This is a genomic window from Spiroplasma ixodetis (assembly GCF_059729505.1).
The window spans coordinates 1,050,214-1,065,727 of the sequence record NZ_AP038353.1 but is presented as its reverse complement, the minus strand read 5'-3'; the positions used below and the strand labels follow the sequence as shown (position 1 = coordinate 1,065,727).

Genomic DNA, 15,514 nt, shown 5'->3' with positions numbered 1-15,514 from the left:
TCCTTAATTAAATAAATCTTCATCTTCTAAACAATTTCTTTCTAAACAATTTCTTCCAGTAAAAACAAAAATTATTATTCATATTATTGCTATTATTATTCATAAAGGTAATAATATTAATCTCATAGTAAATTCTAATAAGTCTTGCATTATTTATTCTCCTTATTTAAATAATATCAACCAATTAATAATGAATCTGCTTCATCATGATTTGATATAGTTATATTTCATTCACATTTTTCATTTAAATAAAAACATATATCTTCACTTATTTTTTTATTTCAATTTTTTAAAGAAATATTAGTAATATTATTATCTATATATCATTTCTTTCATGAAGAAGGACTTATTAACATATCTTTTGTTAATAATTTATTAAATTTTCCTGCAATAAACCCTCTTAAATGCTCTTGTGTTTCATAACCAATACCATTTTTTGAATGAAAAGTACCACGTTCCATTAATAAATCATATTTATTCATATCAATTAAATAACTTATTTGTACTTGTATTTTTTCTCAATCATAATTATAATTTTTAAAACTATAACTATTTATTCATATTGGTTTTTTATTTTCTCATAAAGTAAATCCAGTATTTTTAATACTTGGGTCAATTGAAAGTAAATAATTATTCATAATTTCTATACTCATTTTTATTATTATTTTTTAAATTTTTAAATCTTTCACGAATTTCTTTAAATTTATCAAATAATACTTTTAAATAATTTTCACCCATTAATATTAAAAAATCTTTATTATTACTTGGATTTAATCTTTCCATATCTTCTCTGATAAATTCATCAAATAAAACTGTATTTGTAATCATATATTTTTCAAAATAATCCAATTGTTTTTCACTTGGTTCTCATTTTTCATTAGATAATTTTATATTATTACTATAATTTTGTTGTTTATTATTATTTTGTATTAAATTAACATTATCATTATCTGGGTCAAGTTCATCTTCACTTAATAAAAGTAAATTCATTAAAAAATATCTATAAGCATATGTTTCTGCACTACCTTTTGATTTTGCTATATCTGTATTTTTAGCACAAGCAAAAATATTAAAATCTTCTCTAAATTCTGTATTATCTAAATCAATAATTGAATATTTTTTTTGATATGAAACTTCTATTTCTTTTGTTACATTTTGTATTTTATTATTATTTTTGCTAATAAATTATTTAATATTTTCTATTTTATTTATATTAATATTTTCTGAAATATCTGAATGTAAAATAAGTATATTTAATTCTCTGCATAATACTTTTAATTTATTAAAAATATCACTTAATAATCAATATTTATAATTATTATGAGTATTAAAACCATTTTTAGGTGTATTACCAATTTCTAATTGTAATTTAAGTATTTTTTTATATAAATTATTCATTATAATCACTATTTCTATTATTTTTAATTGCATTTTTAATTAAACCTCTTATAAATTTTGTTATTGTAATATTTTTACTTTGACAAAAATCTTTAATTTCTTGTTTTTCAATATCAGAAACACGAATTCTTATTCAATTACTTAATAATTTATCTTTTGAAATTTTATTTCTAGGTGCCATATTTATTTATCTCCTTTAACATTTAATAATTCTTTTATAATCAATAATTGCTTGTTCTAATTTGTTTACATCTTCATATATAAAATAATCATTACTAATTTTTAAATCTCCATCATCGTCAATTATAACTTCTAAACTACTTTCATATTTGTCATTAAATTCTTCTTGTAATTATTCAAATTTTTCTATTAATTTCATTGCATTTTGTAATTCTAATCTATTCATATTTACACTCCTTTAAAATTTTCTAATTGTAATTAATTAATATAATGGTTATATAACCTATCATAGTTATCACTTGTTAAATACATATCTTCTTCAATCATTTCATTAATACATTTATTACAATAATAACTATTATCAATCTCACTAATTCATATATATTTTTCATTATGAATATTACATTTCATTTTTTAATTCCAATTTATCTTTAATTATTTGTTTTTTTCTAATTATTTCTTGTTCTAATGAATAAATATATTCTGACATTCTATTTATTATTAAATTTATATAGTCTAATTCTTCGTAAATATTATTAAATGCAATAGTTCTTATTTTATTTTTTAAATTTTCTAATACTTTTTCCATATCTTTTTTCATTACTACATCACTCATTTGTTTCTGATTTTGATTAAAATTCATTATATTTTTTCTCCTTTTTGTAAAATATCTTTTATTATTTCTAGTTCGGTCATTCTAATTTCATTTGCTTTAATAAAATTTTCTAATTTTTTAATTTCTTCTTTATATTCTTTAATATTTTCTTTATGTTGATTAATTCTGTCATTAATATATTCTAATGTTGTATTTTTAATCATCATTATCACTCATTAATTTATAAAAACATTTATTACAAGTTCTATTTGCATATGATGAATTTTTATGACAAATATCACATGAACCTTTAATTCTATATTCTCTACATTCCATAATTATTAATCCCTTTCTATAATTTTTAATATTTCTTGTATTTCAATATATTTTTTATTTTTAAGTAATTTTTCATTACATAATTTTTTTATTAATTCTATTTTTTCAACATTAAGTAACATATTTTTTCCTTTAATACTTTAAATAAAATATTTTTTGATTATGAGTTTCTATATTTTTCATTGGCATAACAATATAATTTATTGCTAAATCATTATGTTTATATGGATTATTGATTTTAAAACTTTTCATATCTTGTTCTCATGTAATGTTATATTTAAAACATTCTTGATTTTTATCATTTTTAAAAATATAATAACCATTATATTGTTCATAAAAAGTACAAGCTATTAATTCATTTTCATTAGTAGTAATATCTGAAATATTTTTAATATATTTTAAAATATCACTACCTTTAATACTTTCAATATTTTCTGTAATTGATTTTTTACCTAATTTATAATTAAAATCTTCAATTATTTTTAATGTTATTTTTTTATTATTTTTATTAAAAGTAGTATCTTTAATTGGAAATCATGTTTCATATTCACCAATTTCTAATAACATACCTTTAGTTGTTTCTCTAACTTTATTTTTAATATCTAAATTAACATTAATCATTACAAATCATTTCTATGTATAAGCCTTATCACCTACAGTGATAAAAGGCTTATATACTACTAACTAAATACTTATACTACTCTACGTAAGGCTTATGCTACTGTAAGTAGCATAAGCCTTGGAGGGTAGGGGTTCTAGGGGAAGGGAACCAAAAAAATATCAAATTGTAAAAGAGCAACACAAAAATTACTATTGTAATATTCCAGCACAATAGTCTAAATAATATTTTTATTTAGTTATGTAATAATTAATTACTTTAATAAAGTGCTGGTTTAAGAAAATAATTAATTATAATTGTTTAACAATTAAAAATGAGAGTATTATCTCTCAAGTGATTTTTATAAAATATACCAATTTTTTATTCGGCCAACTTATCATAAAAATGAAACTGATATTAGAAAAGCAAAAAAAGATATTCGTTTATTTTTTATTTTGTTAAAACGTTGATGAAATGACCCTAAACGTTCTAAATATTTAGGTGAATTGAAATATTTTTATGTTTATGAATATCAAGACCGCGGAGAAGTACATTTTCATATATTATTTAATCGTAAAATACCTTATTCAATGATACGTCAATGATGACCACATGCTAGAAATTCTAAGGGTGTTGATTTAAGAGTTGTTTATAAAGGAACTAATGAATTTGTAGTTAAATATTTAATTAAATATGTAACAAAAGTACAAGAAAATATTAAATCATTAAATCAAAAAGATGTTGGCATTCAAGCATATTCTTTTAGTCGTAATTGTAGAAATCCGCTTATAGTTCGTGGTACTAAAATGTTAAATTTACAAGAATTAGTACAAGCATGTGAAAAAGCAAAAGAATTTTATTTATTTAAAACTAAACCAAATGAACAAAGTAGTGCTCAATTAATTGGTGGGAGTTATGATTATAATGTTACTAATGATTATTTTAAAGATTTTCAATACTATGTTAGTTTAGAAAGTTTACGATTTAGGTATTGATTAAAAAATAAGTTTAATAAAAATGATGTTTTAGATTTTCTTTATAAAATTTTTGATAAAAGAAAAATTGAAAAAATATTTTTAAAAAATCGTGTTTTACATTAATTTTAAATTTTTTTAAGTAATATATATATACTATATTTGTATTTTTTTGTGTTTTTGTTATACTTTTATTATAGTAATCATTATTATTTTTTATATTTATTGAAATTTTTGTTAAATATGTTATTATATTGTTATAAATAAATATTTTTTAAAATTAGTTTTTAAATATTATTTAACTTATTTGAATTAGTAAAGCAGTTCCCGACCAGGAATAGTTAAATACTTCATTTAAAAGTTTCTTTTATTAATTTAATTATTAAATAATTGTTTGCCAATTCTTTTATTATTTTTTTATTAAAATTTATAGAAAGGATTGGCAATTTTTATGTTTAAAACTCAATTAGTTAATATTGAAAAAGATAAGATGATACCCGATAAAAATAATCAAGCTAAATTTTTAAATTTTGATGTTTTAACTTTTTCGGAAATTAATAAACAAACAAATATTCCTACTGGTAAGGTAAGGGATAAATGTTATAATCCAACAGTTTTTAATGACTTTTCAAAGTATTTACATAAATTAAATTTAAAAGTTGGTAATTATTATAATTTAGTTTTGGATTTATCCGGTACTATTGTAGATATTACTGAATGAAAATAATAATGTATAAATTAAAAATTAAATAAGGGGTTCATATATGGATTATATATTTTTCATTTTGAACCACAATGGATTAGATTATAATTCATATATAAACTCCTTATATTTTATAAAATATAAGGAGTTTTATTTATGCCTATTAATGAATTTGAACAAACTAGTAATTATACTTTAACTAAAATTTTAAGAACTGGATTAAGTCAATTAAGTGCTATGGTTGGCGTAAGTGCTTATTATGGTCAATATTTAAAAGACCCAGTATTAGGTTTTATTAATTCTTTGTTATTTAGTAAAAAGTTAGGAATTGATATATGGAATATTAATCAAAGACTAATTACTAGAAATAAAGTTATTAATAGTTATAAAAAAATATTTTTAGGTTTAGGAACAATTGGTTTGATTAATTATGTTAATTTTGTTCAATATGTAGATAAGTCAGTGGATGGGTTACACTTTATTGGACACTAATTACGTAGACAAGTGAACAAATTAGTTAAAAGAAAGGAATTATAATTATGGCCAATATTAACTCATATTCAGATGAATTTAAAAAACAAATAGTAGCTTTATATCAAAGCGGTAAGTCAGTGTCTTGTCTTGCTAAAGAGTACAATGTTACAAGAGCAGCTACTTATAATTGAAGGCTTTTATTATCTTTATTAAGATTAACTATTTTTAAATTTTATCACATAAATGGAGATAAAAGCCTATCTAGGAAATTATCCCCACATGTATCTAAATCAAACACAAAATTATAGTTTTGAAATTTTTATGTGTGTTCGGAAAGTTCGTCGGATGTGTTTTCATGCAGATTCAATCTGGTTTGTGTTTACACCTGTTGATGACACATACCCAACTTCATGATTTACGATTTCATGTTTGTGATAGAAGTTTTTGAAACTTCCATATCCCTTCCAAGAATCCGTAAACAAACAACACCCAATAGAAATGTGTTTCAATGCAAATCATAAAAGGTTTTTCTCATCTGCTTTTTTCAATACTTTCACAATTAGTTTGTTGCTGGTTTTCTCATAAACTCCAACAATCAAGGTTTTATTCAACAAGGATCTTCCTTGTTTTTTAAAACCTACATGTGAAAGATACATTTCATTCATCTGTGCTGTGCCATCATCAATGAACCCTGCATCTTGATTCCAAATTCTAGTTCTGATTTCATGATTCATTCTTCAAGCTGTTTTATATGTCACACCCAATTCCCTTGCAACATCTGTTGATGGAATTCCATGTTTGGTGTTTATTCATCTAAAGATGAGATAAAACCAAGATGTCAAAGGTGTTTGTGACTTGTGAAAAATGGTGTCATGAAGAATACTAAATGTTTGATGACATTTCAAACATCTTATTCTTCTCAAATCAGAAACATTCAAACTAGAAGAAGCACACCTGATACATTTCATTACTTTCAACTTCGCTATATATTTCAAACAATCGTTTTCATTTTGAAATATGCTATTGAATTCATTTCAATTCATTTTTTCCTCCACACTAGTACATGTGGGGATAATTTCCTAATTAAATTAAGAAAAGCATGTAAAAAAATTAAGAATGGAAAATGATATTTTAAAGCAAGCAGCATTAATAATAGGCAGAAAATAGAAATTATTATCAAAAATAAACTTAAATATAAAATTCGTACAATGTGTCGTTTTTTAAAAATCTCTAAATCAACATATTATTTTAATTTCAAGAAAAAAGAAGATAAAATTCAAAATAATATGTATGATGAAAATGTTATTAGTGCTTTTAAAGAAAATAAAGAAGCTTATGGAACAAGAAGATTAAAAGTTGTTCTAAAAGAAAAGAAAATTAATTTATCAAGACGAAAAATTAAAAAAATTATGAATAAACATAATTTAATATCAAAATACACTAAATTATCATACAAAAAATATCATAATAAAGTCAATGATAGTCAAATTACTAATCTTGTTAATAGAGACTTTAATAATAGGCTTAAAAATGAAGTTATTGTTAGTGATTTAACTTATGTTCAAGTTAATGGTAAATGAAACTATATTTGCTTATTAATCGACCTGTACAATCGCGAAATTATTGGACATAGTGTAGGTACTAAAAAAGATGCATCATTAGTATATAAAGCATTTATGTGCTCAAATCGTTGTTTAAAAAATATTCAAATATTTCATAGCGATCGCGGTAATGAATTTAATAATAAAACTATTGATAAACTTTTATTAGCCTTCAATATTACCCACTCTTTAAGCAAAAAAGGTTGTTTTTACGATAACGCTGTTGCTGAAGCAACTTTCAAAACTTTCAAAACAAATTTTATTAATGATAAAAATTTTACATCATTAATCCAATTAAAATTAGAATTATTTGATTATATCAATTGATACAACAACATAAGAATCCACAGCACTCTAAACTACTTAACCCCCATAAAATACCAAGCACAAATGTCTACCAAAAAAACAGTAATAAATAAAGTTGCCATTCCACAGTTTCTTTATTAAGAGATGAACCATTTTTTTCACCACCTTGTCCTACTGAACCACCTAAGCCAACGTATCCACCATTTACAACCGTTAAACCGATAATTGATGTCCCTTTTGTAGATTGAGATACTTATATATCTTTAAATAGTTTTGGTATAGTAAATGTTATTAGTGGATTAACTGAATTAATACCTAATAGGTTTCAAAATATAAGAAAGATAGCAAATATGGGTACTGGTGGTTGTTTTATTAGTAGTGGTGTTGCTATTGGTATTAATAATGATTTTAATAATTATTTTGCTATTCCTACGATTATTGCCGGTGCAAGTGAGATTATAAATCAGTTATTGTTACCATTTGGAAATATTAATAATGTTGTTCAAATGCAAGAAGTTTTTACTGATGAAACTGCAAGATTAATTAATGGTAGTGTTAATGATTATCAAAGTGTGGATGATGATGGTATTGTTGATGTTGATTTAAATTATGATAGTGTTTCATTAAATTGAGATTATTCTTATGCTTATACATTAGGGGGTGTTTAAAATGGTTAAATGAGTGGTTGTGATAATTGCTGTGCTTGGTACTTCTTGATTTTTTAAAGATTCTATTAAAAAGTTATTTTGAAAATTTAAACATAAAAAACATGAAGTTATTGAGCATGATTGTTGATATTGTAAAGAACAAAAGCGTAAAGAAAGAGCAAGAAAAGAGTTATAGGAGGGAGGTGATTAGTATGCCAAAAGGATTAAGTGCTTTAATTGATATGATTAAAGGAATAGGTCAAAAATTATTAGAATCTTTTAGTTATGTTTTTAATTGAGTGTTTGCTGGTGATTCTATTATGACAAATTGACCGGTATTAATTCCAATATTTATGATAGTTTTAGTATTTATTAAAGAATTTATTGGACATATTATTAGTGGTTTTAGATAGAATTTATTAATTTGTTTTTAGGAGGTAATAGTTATGATTAAATTATTTTTTGCAATAATTTTTGTTTTTCCTTTATTAGGTAAACTTTTGCCTTCTTTAAATAATATTGTTCAAAATATTTTGCAAAGTTATATTACTGATTTTTCTGGTTTACATAATTTATCTCTCGTTATTAAAAGTTTTATTTTTGGTGATAGTTCACAACAAATAGTTTCTATGCCAGTACCATTATTAGCAATAATTTTAGTTGTTTTTACTTTTTCATTAATTTTAAAGTTATTAAAAATTATATAGGAGTAATCAGTTATGGGTGTTGCTTTTATTTCAAAAGTTTTAGAACTATTTGGACAAATTTTTATGAAATTTTGAAATTTACCAATGGCAGATTTAGGCTTTAATTTAGGTACTTTTGTAGTTTTTATTCTTTTAATTAAATTTGCTATGTCAGTGTTTTTAAGTATTGATATTCAACCAGTTTCTACTAGACAAGGATTTTCAAAAATTAGTAGAGGTTCTAAAAAATTGGGTAAAAGAGTTGCTAGTTCTATTAGAAAAAAAAATAAAAAGAAAGAAGATTAATTATGATGAGTGATTTTGTGAATAGTATATTGCATTTAATTTTTATATTTTCTAATAATGATATTGGTGTATTTTTAAATCAACCAAATATCACTAATGAAGTTTATATTTTATTTAATTTGACTTTTTGGTTAGTATTAGGTGTATTTTTTAATTTTATTTATCCTAGTATTAAATTCATTTTTAAGTCATTGCTTGGGTAGGTGTTAAGTATGAGTGTTTTAGAAATTTATAATAAAATACATCAATGTATTTTTGATTATTGAACTATGTTTATGGGTAATCCAATTGATGTTTTTACTACTATTTTATGAAATTTAGTAGTTTATGGAACTCATTTTTTTATTGGATTTATTATATTTTATGGTTTTTGAATAGTTTTAAAAATTTTCATTGGTAAATAATTATGTGATTTAAGTTTGCTAAATTATTTTTTGTTGTAAATACTTCTGTTCAAGCACCTACTAGTTTAATTGCTTCAAATGACCCTAATGTTGTTAATTATGATATTAAAAAAGAAATGATTAAACACATTAAGTATAATGATTTTAATGATTGATCAACTATTCCATGAAATTCTGCTTATTTTGATGTTGACCAACCGGATTTAAAATTAGTTAGTGGCGAAATTATAGGTGGTTTAGATAATGATTTGGATTTTGAATATCAAAGTGATGTTGTAGGTGTTAAAAAGATAACACTTAATACTGGAACTAGTGTTTATTCTTTTAGGAGATATCAGTTAGATGATATTTCTCGTATTATGTTTAATCATAATTTTGTTCAATATGGTAAAAAAAATCGACTTCTTATTCAAAACTTAAATCATTGAGTTAAACCTTTAAATTTACGTTTTGAATTAAATTTTGAAATTGATAAACCTTTAAGTTTTTATATTCAAGGTTTTATGTTTTATTTTAATTATGAGGCTTTTTTTACATTTACTGGTGATTTTGCTTTTAGTTTTTTAGATTATGTTGGTGATACAAAATATGTTTTTAAAGGAACAATTGGTAATGATGTTTATATGCAAGATTTGTATAATTTTGTTACTATGCCAGTTCGTGTTTCAAATTTAAGACATTTAACTGTATTTTTTGATATTCATGGAACTACAAATTTAACTATTTCGCCGGAGGTTTCATTTGGTCAGATTAATATTTTTTCAAGCGACAAAGTAACACCAGTACTGCCAAATAGCTCTTTTAACCCTGAGTATGAGCGTGTTAGTTGATATGATGTTTTTGGACATTTACGTAATGCTTTTAGATGAGTACTTTATGGAGTTGTTGGTACAGTTTTACTAGTTGAACCATTAAGACAGTTTCTTTTTACCACAGATAGTTTATTACGACATATTTTTTCAGATACTATTAGTACTGCTTTAAATGTTGATATTGTTAGTGGAATAGAAAATATTATACCTTTATGATTATTTGTTAGAGCAATTAGTTTAATTGTAGGTTAGGAGTTTATTATGCCTTTATATGGTTATGTATTATTAATTATAGGTTTAATTATGATTATTTATTTAATTTTTATAACTATTCGTAATGTTAAAATTTTAAAACGAGTTGGTAGTTATATTATTTCAGCACCACCATGTACTGGCAAATCTGCTCTTGCTTGTTGTCTAGCACAAACTCATAAGAAAAGAGTAGTTAGTCTTTTTCCTATTAAATTAAAAAATGGTTATTCTTATTTAGTAAATTATAATGATGTTTTTACTTTTAATCAGTTAGCAAGTAATTATGCTTTTGAGGAAGAAGATTTAATAATTTTAGATGAATTAGCATTAAAAATAAATTCTAATGATTTAGGAATGCAATTTAAAAATCAACAAGAAAGTTTAGGACAATTTTGTAAATTAATAGGTCATATGTTTAATGGTACAATGTATTTGATTGAACAACACCCTAATAGAATACCAGTACAAGCAAGAGAAAAAGTGGAATATGTTGTTCAAGTTAAAAAAATGCGTGTTTTATTATTTTTTGTTGTATTTAATATTAATTTGTATACTAATATTGATGATTATAATAAAGTAGTATTTTCACGACGTAAAACCAAGAAAATTTTTAAGAAAGGTATAATGCCTTCAAGTTATAGTGATGAAGCAATGACTATGACTTTATTTTTTCCTAGATATTGATTGAAAAGGTATAATTCTAGGGCATTGCATTATGTGCATGAACTTAAAAGTGAATTGTCACCTAAGAAACATCTCAAAGAAGCAAGTAGTATTGATATGACTTATAATGATATTAACTCTGCTGGTTTAGATAAATTAGATAATATTTTAAAGAAAAAGGGAGATAAAAATTAAAAAAATGGCCGGAACCAACAAAGAACCTTTTGTTGGGTTGGCCGCGGGGTTTATCCCCGCTGGGGTGAGTTGCGAAGCAACGAGGGGCAAAGCCCCTATTACTTGATATTTTATTAAATAAATGTATGACATATTTATTTTTCTCCTTTATGTTTTTTAATTGTGTTATGATATTGTTAATTAGGTATGTATTTATATATAAAACCCCCTATTTTCTTAAATAATACAAATGTAATTATTAATTAGATTAATTGGTTCTTTATTAAGCCATAATAAGGCTATTCAAATTAATCTATAATTACATTAAGCAATACAGTGTAACATTTTAACTTACTTAACATTAAATGCTCTTTTATTCTGATATAGAAGTATTTACATTTCGTACTCACTATTAGACTTCTACAACAGTTTTATGAAGTTTTAATCTTTTAACAAAAAAAGAACGATAGTTATATCGTTCTTTGTTATTTCTAAATCTATCTATTAAATTAATGCGCCCGAAATGTTTAGAATTATTGTTATTTTTATTAAATTTGCTTATCTACTAAAATTTTAGCACCTTATAAATAAAATACAATAAAAAATAAACACGTATTTTAGTTATATCAATTTATAAAAAATGGAATAAAAAATATTAAGAAATAAAAAAGTAAAAGAAGATATATAATTATCTTCTTTTAAAAATTATATAGTTTTTTAGCAGCAGTTTTTAATAGATTACCTGTGATTAAAGCTGTTAGTTGATCAAAAAACTGATTTGGACCATCAATAGTTTCTCATTCTTGACCAACAGTTATTAGTTTACCTTTATTAACAATAAAAACAATTGGTAAAGCTTTAAATGCTCTTTCTTTATCAACAGGATTTTGAATTTCTTTGACACCTGAATCAGCAACAGGTGCTGAACTATTATCAGAAATTTTATGTTCAAGTAGTCAATGATAAATTTGTTGTTGTCAACTAATTTTTTTATCATTTCAAAATTGGTTAACAATATCACTACTAGGGTTGGCATAAGGAAATTTTTCATAAATTTTAATATCAATAGTTCCATTAGTAGTAACACTGTTTATTTCAGTTTTCTTTTCTGTTAATCAGTTATCTCATTTACTTGCTGCATTATTATTTTTGATTTGCATTGTGTGTAAACCGTCAATAATTTGCTTAGAAAGTGGATTATCAGCAGCACCAAGGATGCCAAAAAAAGCATTCCCACTATTAACATCACTAATAAATTCTTGATATTTTGAATCATCTGTACAAGCACTAACTTGTAAAATGGTTGTTGTGCCTATTATTAAGGCTGCTATTAGTCAAAATTTTTTACGCATTTATTTTCATCACCTCCAATATAATATCATAAATTTATATGAGTAATAAATTAATAATTAAATATAACGTACTAAGTATACTATGTTATAATCTTAATAACAATATAAAAATCAAAAGGAGTAGTTTTTTTCTATATGGACAGTAATTGGTATATTTATTTAATAATATTGCTAGTTTTATTATTTTTAAGTAGTTTTTATTCATCTGCTGAAACATCATTAACTTCTTTAAATGTTATAAGAATTAAATCTATTGGTAAATTACGTAGTAAGAAAAGTCGTCGTGCTAATATTGTATTTAAGTTAGTTAAAAATTATAATGTAACTTTAACAACAATTTTACTTGGTAACACAGTAATTAATGTTGGAATTGGTACTTTAAGTACCATATTATTTATTGATTCTTTTCATGTTTCTCCTGCTTATGGTCCTTTAATATCAACTTTAGTTTCGGCGATTGTTGTTTTAATTATTGGTGAAATTATACCTAAAAGTGTTGCAAAATTACATCCTGAGACAATAGCTTTAAATTATGCATATATTTTGTATATTCTTAATATTATTTTTTATCCAATAACTTTTATTGTTACTTTATTTCAATTTAAAAGTAAAAAACCAACAAGTTCTGAACAAGAACTTATTGAATTGATTTCAATAATTGAAAGAGAAGGAGTTCTTGAAAAAGCAGAACGTGATTTAATTGAATCTGCAATTAAATTTGATGAAAAATCAGTTTTTCAAGCTATGCATCCCAAAAGTAAAATTAAATATATTTATGATGATACGCCACCTAAAGTTATTAAACATATATATTTAGAAGAAAAATATAGTAGAATTCCTGTTTTAGATCATGTTAATCAAAATGTAATTGGTATTTTAAATATTAAAGAATTTATTATTAATATGTTAGAAAATGAAAATCCAGATTTATTACAATTAATGTTACCAGCAATTTTTATTTCTAAGCGTACTAAGTTAAATGAAGCATTGGAAATTTTACAAACGGAAAGAATGCATATAGCTATTGTCTGCAATAATAAAGATAAAAAAGATTTTAATGGTATTATTACACTTGAAGATATTCTTGAAGAATTAGTTGGTGAAATTTATGATGAAACTGATGAAATTGGATTGATACAAGAAATAGGAACACATAAGTTTCGTGTTGATGGTTCTTCAAAACTTGAAGTAGTATTTAAACGTTATTTAAAAAGAAAACCTCCAAATTATAATAAACAAACTGTCCAAGAATGATATATGTTCAAAACAAAAGTAAAGAAAGTAAGGAAAAATAGTCCACTTTTAAAATTTCGAAATTTTTCATTTAAAGTTATAAAGATTCGCAAAGAATTTGCTGTTTTTGAAGTTGAAATTTTTACTAATAAAAAAATTAAAAATAACTGAGAATAGTTAGTGCAGTATTTTTATTTAAATGCTACAATGTAAAATCATAATTATAATTATGATATGAAGGGGAGGTTAATTATGAAAAAATGTATTAAATTAGTAACTATGATTACAGCATTAAATCTTGTAACAGTTAATGGTTTAATGTTAACGTTTTCTCCAGACAGTGATCATTATGTCTATTTAAATAAGCATGATGCTAATGCTAGTTTATTAAAATGAAAACTTTCACCAGAAGATGCAAAGATGGTAAAAAAATATGAATATAAAATCCATCAAATGGCAAGTAAAGAAAGTATTGATGAATTTAATAAGTTGTATGATAATAATAAAAGTGATGTAATTTGAAGTAATTATGATAGTTTACAATATGATTTAACTCATACTAAAATTGGTGGTAAAACCATTGATGTTAATTGAGTTGAAATGTATAAAAAAGCTGGTTTAAATAATGAACAATTACAATTAGCAGAGCAACAACAATTACGTTTTTATAATATTTTTGCTAAAGTTTTTCATAAAAACACTGTTATTAAACTAATTCAAAAAGTAGCACCAGTTGCTGTAAGTGATAGCACAGTAGCATGAACTGCTTTTAATTCAGAAACTGATAATCAATTTATGGGTTATGGTCCTGAATTTGCAAATATTAATTTAATTGATCAACAATTTCAAGAGGGATTTTGATCTTCAGATCAAATAATTAGTGTTACAACTCACGAATATGGTCATGCTTTAAGTAATTTTATTGGTTTAAGTGCTGATGAAAGAAATTCATTTAATGCTAATTGAAAGTGATCAGATAGCAGTTATAGTGATATTAATACTAATATGACATCAGTTTCTCATAAACTAACTGTTAACAATGATAACAAACAAATTTATGATCGTACTTGATATTTAATTGATTATTTAGGTCAACAAGTAAAATTAACTAATATTAAGCAAAAATTATTATTTGGCTTAATAACAGTTAATAGTAATTATGGTCGTAGTGCCTGATTTAATGGTAAATATAATATAAATCTTGATGATGAATTTTTTGCCGAAAGTTTTGCTAGATGAATTTTAACACCTCAGAATCAGCGTGATTGAGGATGAGAATTAGAAAATAGTTTTTTCTTACATTATTTACCAATGGTTTTATAACATTTTACTAGTTAAAAAGGAGAATTATTTCTCCTTTTTTATTATTTGGTATAATAAATTTAAATAAAAGAATTGAGGAAAGTAGGTAATTTTATGTTTGGCAAAAATATCCATGATCATGAATCACAGCAAAATAGTTGTTTAAAATGTCAGTATGAAAAACTTTTTAAAACAGGTAAAATATTATTTGATGAATGAGATAAACAACCACCAGCACCTGCTCAATTACTTAAAATAAAAAAGAAATTAAATGAATTAAAAATTAAAATTGAAGAACAAAAAAATGATTCGGAATTAAAGTTTTGTGCCAATCACCCAGAAATTTTTGACTTCTTGCCTTTAGAAGTTTTATAGTTTTTTGTATTAATAGTATTAAAATATGGCTTTTATCCCTTTATGTACTGTTTTTAAATTTTATCACATAAATGCTGAGAAAAGCCTATCTAGGAAATTATCCCCACATGTATCTAAATCAAACACAAAATTATAGTTTCAAA

General features: G+C 23.3%; 27 protein-coding genes. 16 read left to right on the top strand and 11 right to left on the bottom strand.

Going from position 1 to position 15,514, the window contains the following annotated elements; genetic code table 4:
• Positions 1 to 3 precede the first annotated feature (3 nt).
• The 9 genes from AC6I4F_RS06910 to AC6I4F_RS06870 all read right to left on the bottom strand — a co-directional run bounded on the left by AC6I4F_RS06910 (position 4) and on the right by AC6I4F_RS06870 (position 3,130).
• Entirely contained in the window at positions 4 to 150 is a 147-nt protein-coding gene (locus tag AC6I4F_RS06910) for a hypothetical protein (protein WP_497873322.1), read from the bottom strand.
• Positions 150 to 638: a hypothetical protein gene (locus AC6I4F_RS06905; RefSeq protein ID WP_497873321.1), complete on the bottom strand. Its 489-nt coding sequence runs from the start codon at positions 636 to 638 to the stop codon at positions 150 to 152. Before AC6I4F_RS06905 ends, AC6I4F_RS06910 begins: the two co-directional genes overlap by 1 nt.
• Positions 631 to 1,110: an ERF family protein gene (locus AC6I4F_RS06900; protein ID WP_497874681.1), complete on the bottom strand. Its 480-nt coding sequence runs from the start codon at positions 1,108 to 1,110 to the stop codon at positions 631 to 633. The genes AC6I4F_RS06905 and AC6I4F_RS06900 overlap by 8 nt, the downstream gene beginning before the upstream one ends.
• A gap of 75 nt (positions 1,111 to 1,185) precedes the next feature.
• Entirely contained in the window at positions 1,186 to 1,398 is a 213-nt protein-coding gene (locus tag AC6I4F_RS06895) for an ERF family protein (RefSeq protein ID WP_497873320.1), read from the bottom strand.
• A complete protein-coding gene (locus AC6I4F_RS06890; protein ID WP_497873319.1) occupies positions 1,391 to 1,579 on the bottom strand; it encodes a hypothetical protein in 189 nt (62 codons plus the stop codon). Before AC6I4F_RS06890 ends, AC6I4F_RS06895 begins: the two co-directional genes overlap by 8 nt.
• A 257-nt stretch (positions 1,580 to 1,836) precedes the next feature.
• Positions 1,837 to 1,989: a hypothetical protein gene (locus tag AC6I4F_RS06885; RefSeq protein ID WP_497873318.1), complete on the bottom strand. Its 153-nt coding sequence runs from the start codon at positions 1,987 to 1,989 to the stop codon at positions 1,837 to 1,839.
• Positions 1,979 to 2,221: a hypothetical protein gene (locus tag AC6I4F_RS06880; RefSeq protein ID WP_497873317.1), complete on the bottom strand. Its 243-nt coding sequence runs from the start codon at positions 2,219 to 2,221 to the stop codon at positions 1,979 to 1,981. Before AC6I4F_RS06880 ends, AC6I4F_RS06885 begins: the two co-directional genes overlap by 11 nt.
• Positions 2,221 to 2,397 carry a hypothetical protein gene (locus AC6I4F_RS06875; protein WP_497874793.1) on the bottom strand — a complete coding sequence of 59 codons (177 nt, stop codon included), beginning with the start codon at positions 2,395 to 2,397 and terminating at the stop codon, positions 2,221 to 2,223. Before AC6I4F_RS06875 ends, AC6I4F_RS06880 begins: the two co-directional genes overlap by 1 nt.
• Positions 2,398 to 2,641: 244 nt before the next feature.
• Positions 2,642 to 3,130, bottom strand: a complete 489-nt coding sequence (locus tag AC6I4F_RS06870) for a hypothetical protein (RefSeq protein ID WP_497873315.1) — start codon at positions 3,128 to 3,130, stop codon at positions 2,642 to 2,644.
• Between the two features lie 345 nt (positions 3,131 to 3,475).
• Between AC6I4F_RS06870 and AC6I4F_RS06865 the strand changes: the two genes are divergently transcribed.
• From AC6I4F_RS06865 to AC6I4F_RS06850, 4 genes are all read left to right on the top strand, one after another.
• Complete coding sequence (locus AC6I4F_RS06865; protein WP_497874680.1) at positions 3,476 to 4,207, top strand: rolling circle replication-associated protein; 732 nt, start codon at positions 3,476 to 3,478, stop codon at positions 4,205 to 4,207.
• 325 nt (positions 4,208 to 4,532) lie between these two features.
• Complete coding sequence (locus tag AC6I4F_RS06860; RefSeq protein WP_497873314.1) at positions 4,533 to 4,808, top strand: hypothetical protein; 276 nt, start codon at positions 4,533 to 4,535, stop codon at positions 4,806 to 4,808.
• Between the two features lie 132 nt (positions 4,809 to 4,940).
• Positions 4,941 to 5,276 carry a hypothetical protein gene (locus AC6I4F_RS06855; protein ID WP_497873313.1) on the top strand — a complete coding sequence of 112 codons (336 nt, stop codon included), beginning with the start codon at positions 4,941 to 4,943 and terminating at the stop codon, positions 5,274 to 5,276.
• Positions 5,277 to 5,323: 47 nt separating this feature from the next.
• Positions 5,324 to 5,566 carry a transposase gene (locus AC6I4F_RS06850; RefSeq protein WP_497873312.1) on the top strand — a complete coding sequence of 81 codons (243 nt, stop codon included), beginning with the start codon at positions 5,324 to 5,326 and terminating at the stop codon, positions 5,564 to 5,566.
• Here the strand turns inward: AC6I4F_RS06850 and AC6I4F_RS06845 are convergent.
• Positions 5,561 to 6,301 (bottom strand): IS1595 family transposase, encoded by a 741-nt coding sequence (locus AC6I4F_RS06845; protein ID WP_497873311.1) that lies wholly within the window; start codon positions 6,299 to 6,301, stop codon positions 5,561 to 5,563. The two genes, AC6I4F_RS06850 and AC6I4F_RS06845, sit on opposite strands and share 6 nt — an antisense overlap.
• Between AC6I4F_RS06845 and AC6I4F_RS06840 the strand changes: the two genes are divergently transcribed.
• The 9 genes from AC6I4F_RS06840 (at position 6,269) to AC6I4F_RS06800 (ending at position 11,130) form a co-directional block, all read left to right on the top strand.
• Positions 6,269 to 7,306, top strand: a complete 1,038-nt coding sequence (locus AC6I4F_RS06840; RefSeq protein ID WP_497873310.1) for an IS3 family transposase — start codon at positions 6,269 to 6,271, stop codon at positions 7,304 to 7,306. The genes AC6I4F_RS06845 and AC6I4F_RS06840 overlap by 33 nt on opposite strands.
• A 209-nt stretch (positions 7,307 to 7,515) precedes the next feature.
• A complete protein-coding gene (locus AC6I4F_RS06835; RefSeq protein ID WP_497873309.1) occupies positions 7,516 to 7,833 on the top strand; it encodes a hypothetical protein in 318 nt (105 codons plus the stop codon).
• Between the two features lies 1 nt (position 7,834).
• On the top strand, positions 7,835 to 8,008 hold the full coding sequence (locus AC6I4F_RS06830; protein ID WP_497873308.1) for a hypothetical protein: 174 nt from the start codon (positions 7,835 to 7,837) through the stop codon (positions 8,006 to 8,008).
• 16 nt (positions 8,009 to 8,024) lie between these two features.
• A complete protein-coding gene (locus tag AC6I4F_RS06825) occupies positions 8,025 to 8,225 on the top strand; it encodes a hypothetical protein (protein WP_497873307.1) in 201 nt (66 codons plus the stop codon).
• Between the two features lie 33 nt (positions 8,226 to 8,258).
• Positions 8,259 to 8,519, top strand: a complete 261-nt coding sequence (locus tag AC6I4F_RS06820) for a hypothetical protein (protein ID WP_497873259.1) — start codon at positions 8,259 to 8,261, stop codon at positions 8,517 to 8,519.
• A 12-nt stretch (positions 8,520 to 8,531) separates the two neighbouring features.
• On the top strand, positions 8,532 to 8,804 hold the full coding sequence (locus AC6I4F_RS06815) for a hypothetical protein (RefSeq protein WP_497873258.1): 273 nt from the start codon (positions 8,532 to 8,534) through the stop codon (positions 8,802 to 8,804).
• A 212-nt stretch (positions 8,805 to 9,016) separates the two neighbouring features.
• Positions 9,017 to 9,208: a hypothetical protein gene (locus tag AC6I4F_RS06810; RefSeq protein ID WP_497873306.1), complete on the top strand. Its 192-nt coding sequence runs from the start codon at positions 9,017 to 9,019 to the stop codon at positions 9,206 to 9,208.
• A gap of 2 nt (positions 9,209 to 9,210) precedes the next feature.
• Positions 9,211 to 10,272 carry a hypothetical protein gene (locus AC6I4F_RS06805; RefSeq protein ID WP_497873305.1) on the top strand — a complete coding sequence of 354 codons (1,062 nt, stop codon included), beginning with the start codon at positions 9,211 to 9,213 and terminating at the stop codon, positions 10,270 to 10,272.
• Between the two features lie 9 nt (positions 10,273 to 10,281).
• A complete protein-coding gene (locus tag AC6I4F_RS06800) occupies positions 10,282 to 11,130 on the top strand; it encodes a hypothetical protein (RefSeq protein ID WP_497873304.1) in 849 nt (282 codons plus the stop codon).
• 677 nt (positions 11,131 to 11,807) lie between these two features.
• Here AC6I4F_RS06800 and AC6I4F_RS06795 read toward each other — a convergent pair.
• Positions 11,808 to 12,461 carry a hypothetical protein gene (locus tag AC6I4F_RS06795; RefSeq protein WP_497873303.1) on the bottom strand — a complete coding sequence of 218 codons (654 nt, stop codon included), beginning with the start codon at positions 12,459 to 12,461 and terminating at the stop codon, positions 11,808 to 11,810.
• A gap of 135 nt (positions 12,462 to 12,596) precedes the next feature.
• On the opposite strand from AC6I4F_RS06795, the gene AC6I4F_RS06790 reads away from it, so the two are divergent.
• From AC6I4F_RS06790 to AC6I4F_RS06780, 3 genes are all read left to right on the top strand, one after another.
• The gene (locus tag AC6I4F_RS06790) at positions 12,597 to 13,871 is read left to right on the top strand and encodes a hemolysin family protein (protein ID WP_497873302.1); all 1,275 of its coding nucleotides are present in this window, start codon (positions 12,597 to 12,599) and stop codon (positions 13,869 to 13,871) included.
• Between the two features lie 75 nt (positions 13,872 to 13,946).
• A complete protein-coding gene (locus AC6I4F_RS06785) occupies positions 13,947 to 15,017 on the top strand; it encodes a hypothetical protein (RefSeq protein WP_497873301.1) in 1,071 nt (356 codons plus the stop codon).
• A gap of 93 nt (positions 15,018 to 15,110) precedes the next feature.
• A complete protein-coding gene (locus AC6I4F_RS06780) occupies positions 15,111 to 15,371 on the top strand; it encodes a hypothetical protein (RefSeq protein ID WP_497873300.1) in 261 nt (86 codons plus the stop codon).
• Positions 15,372 to 15,514 lie beyond the last annotated feature (143 nt).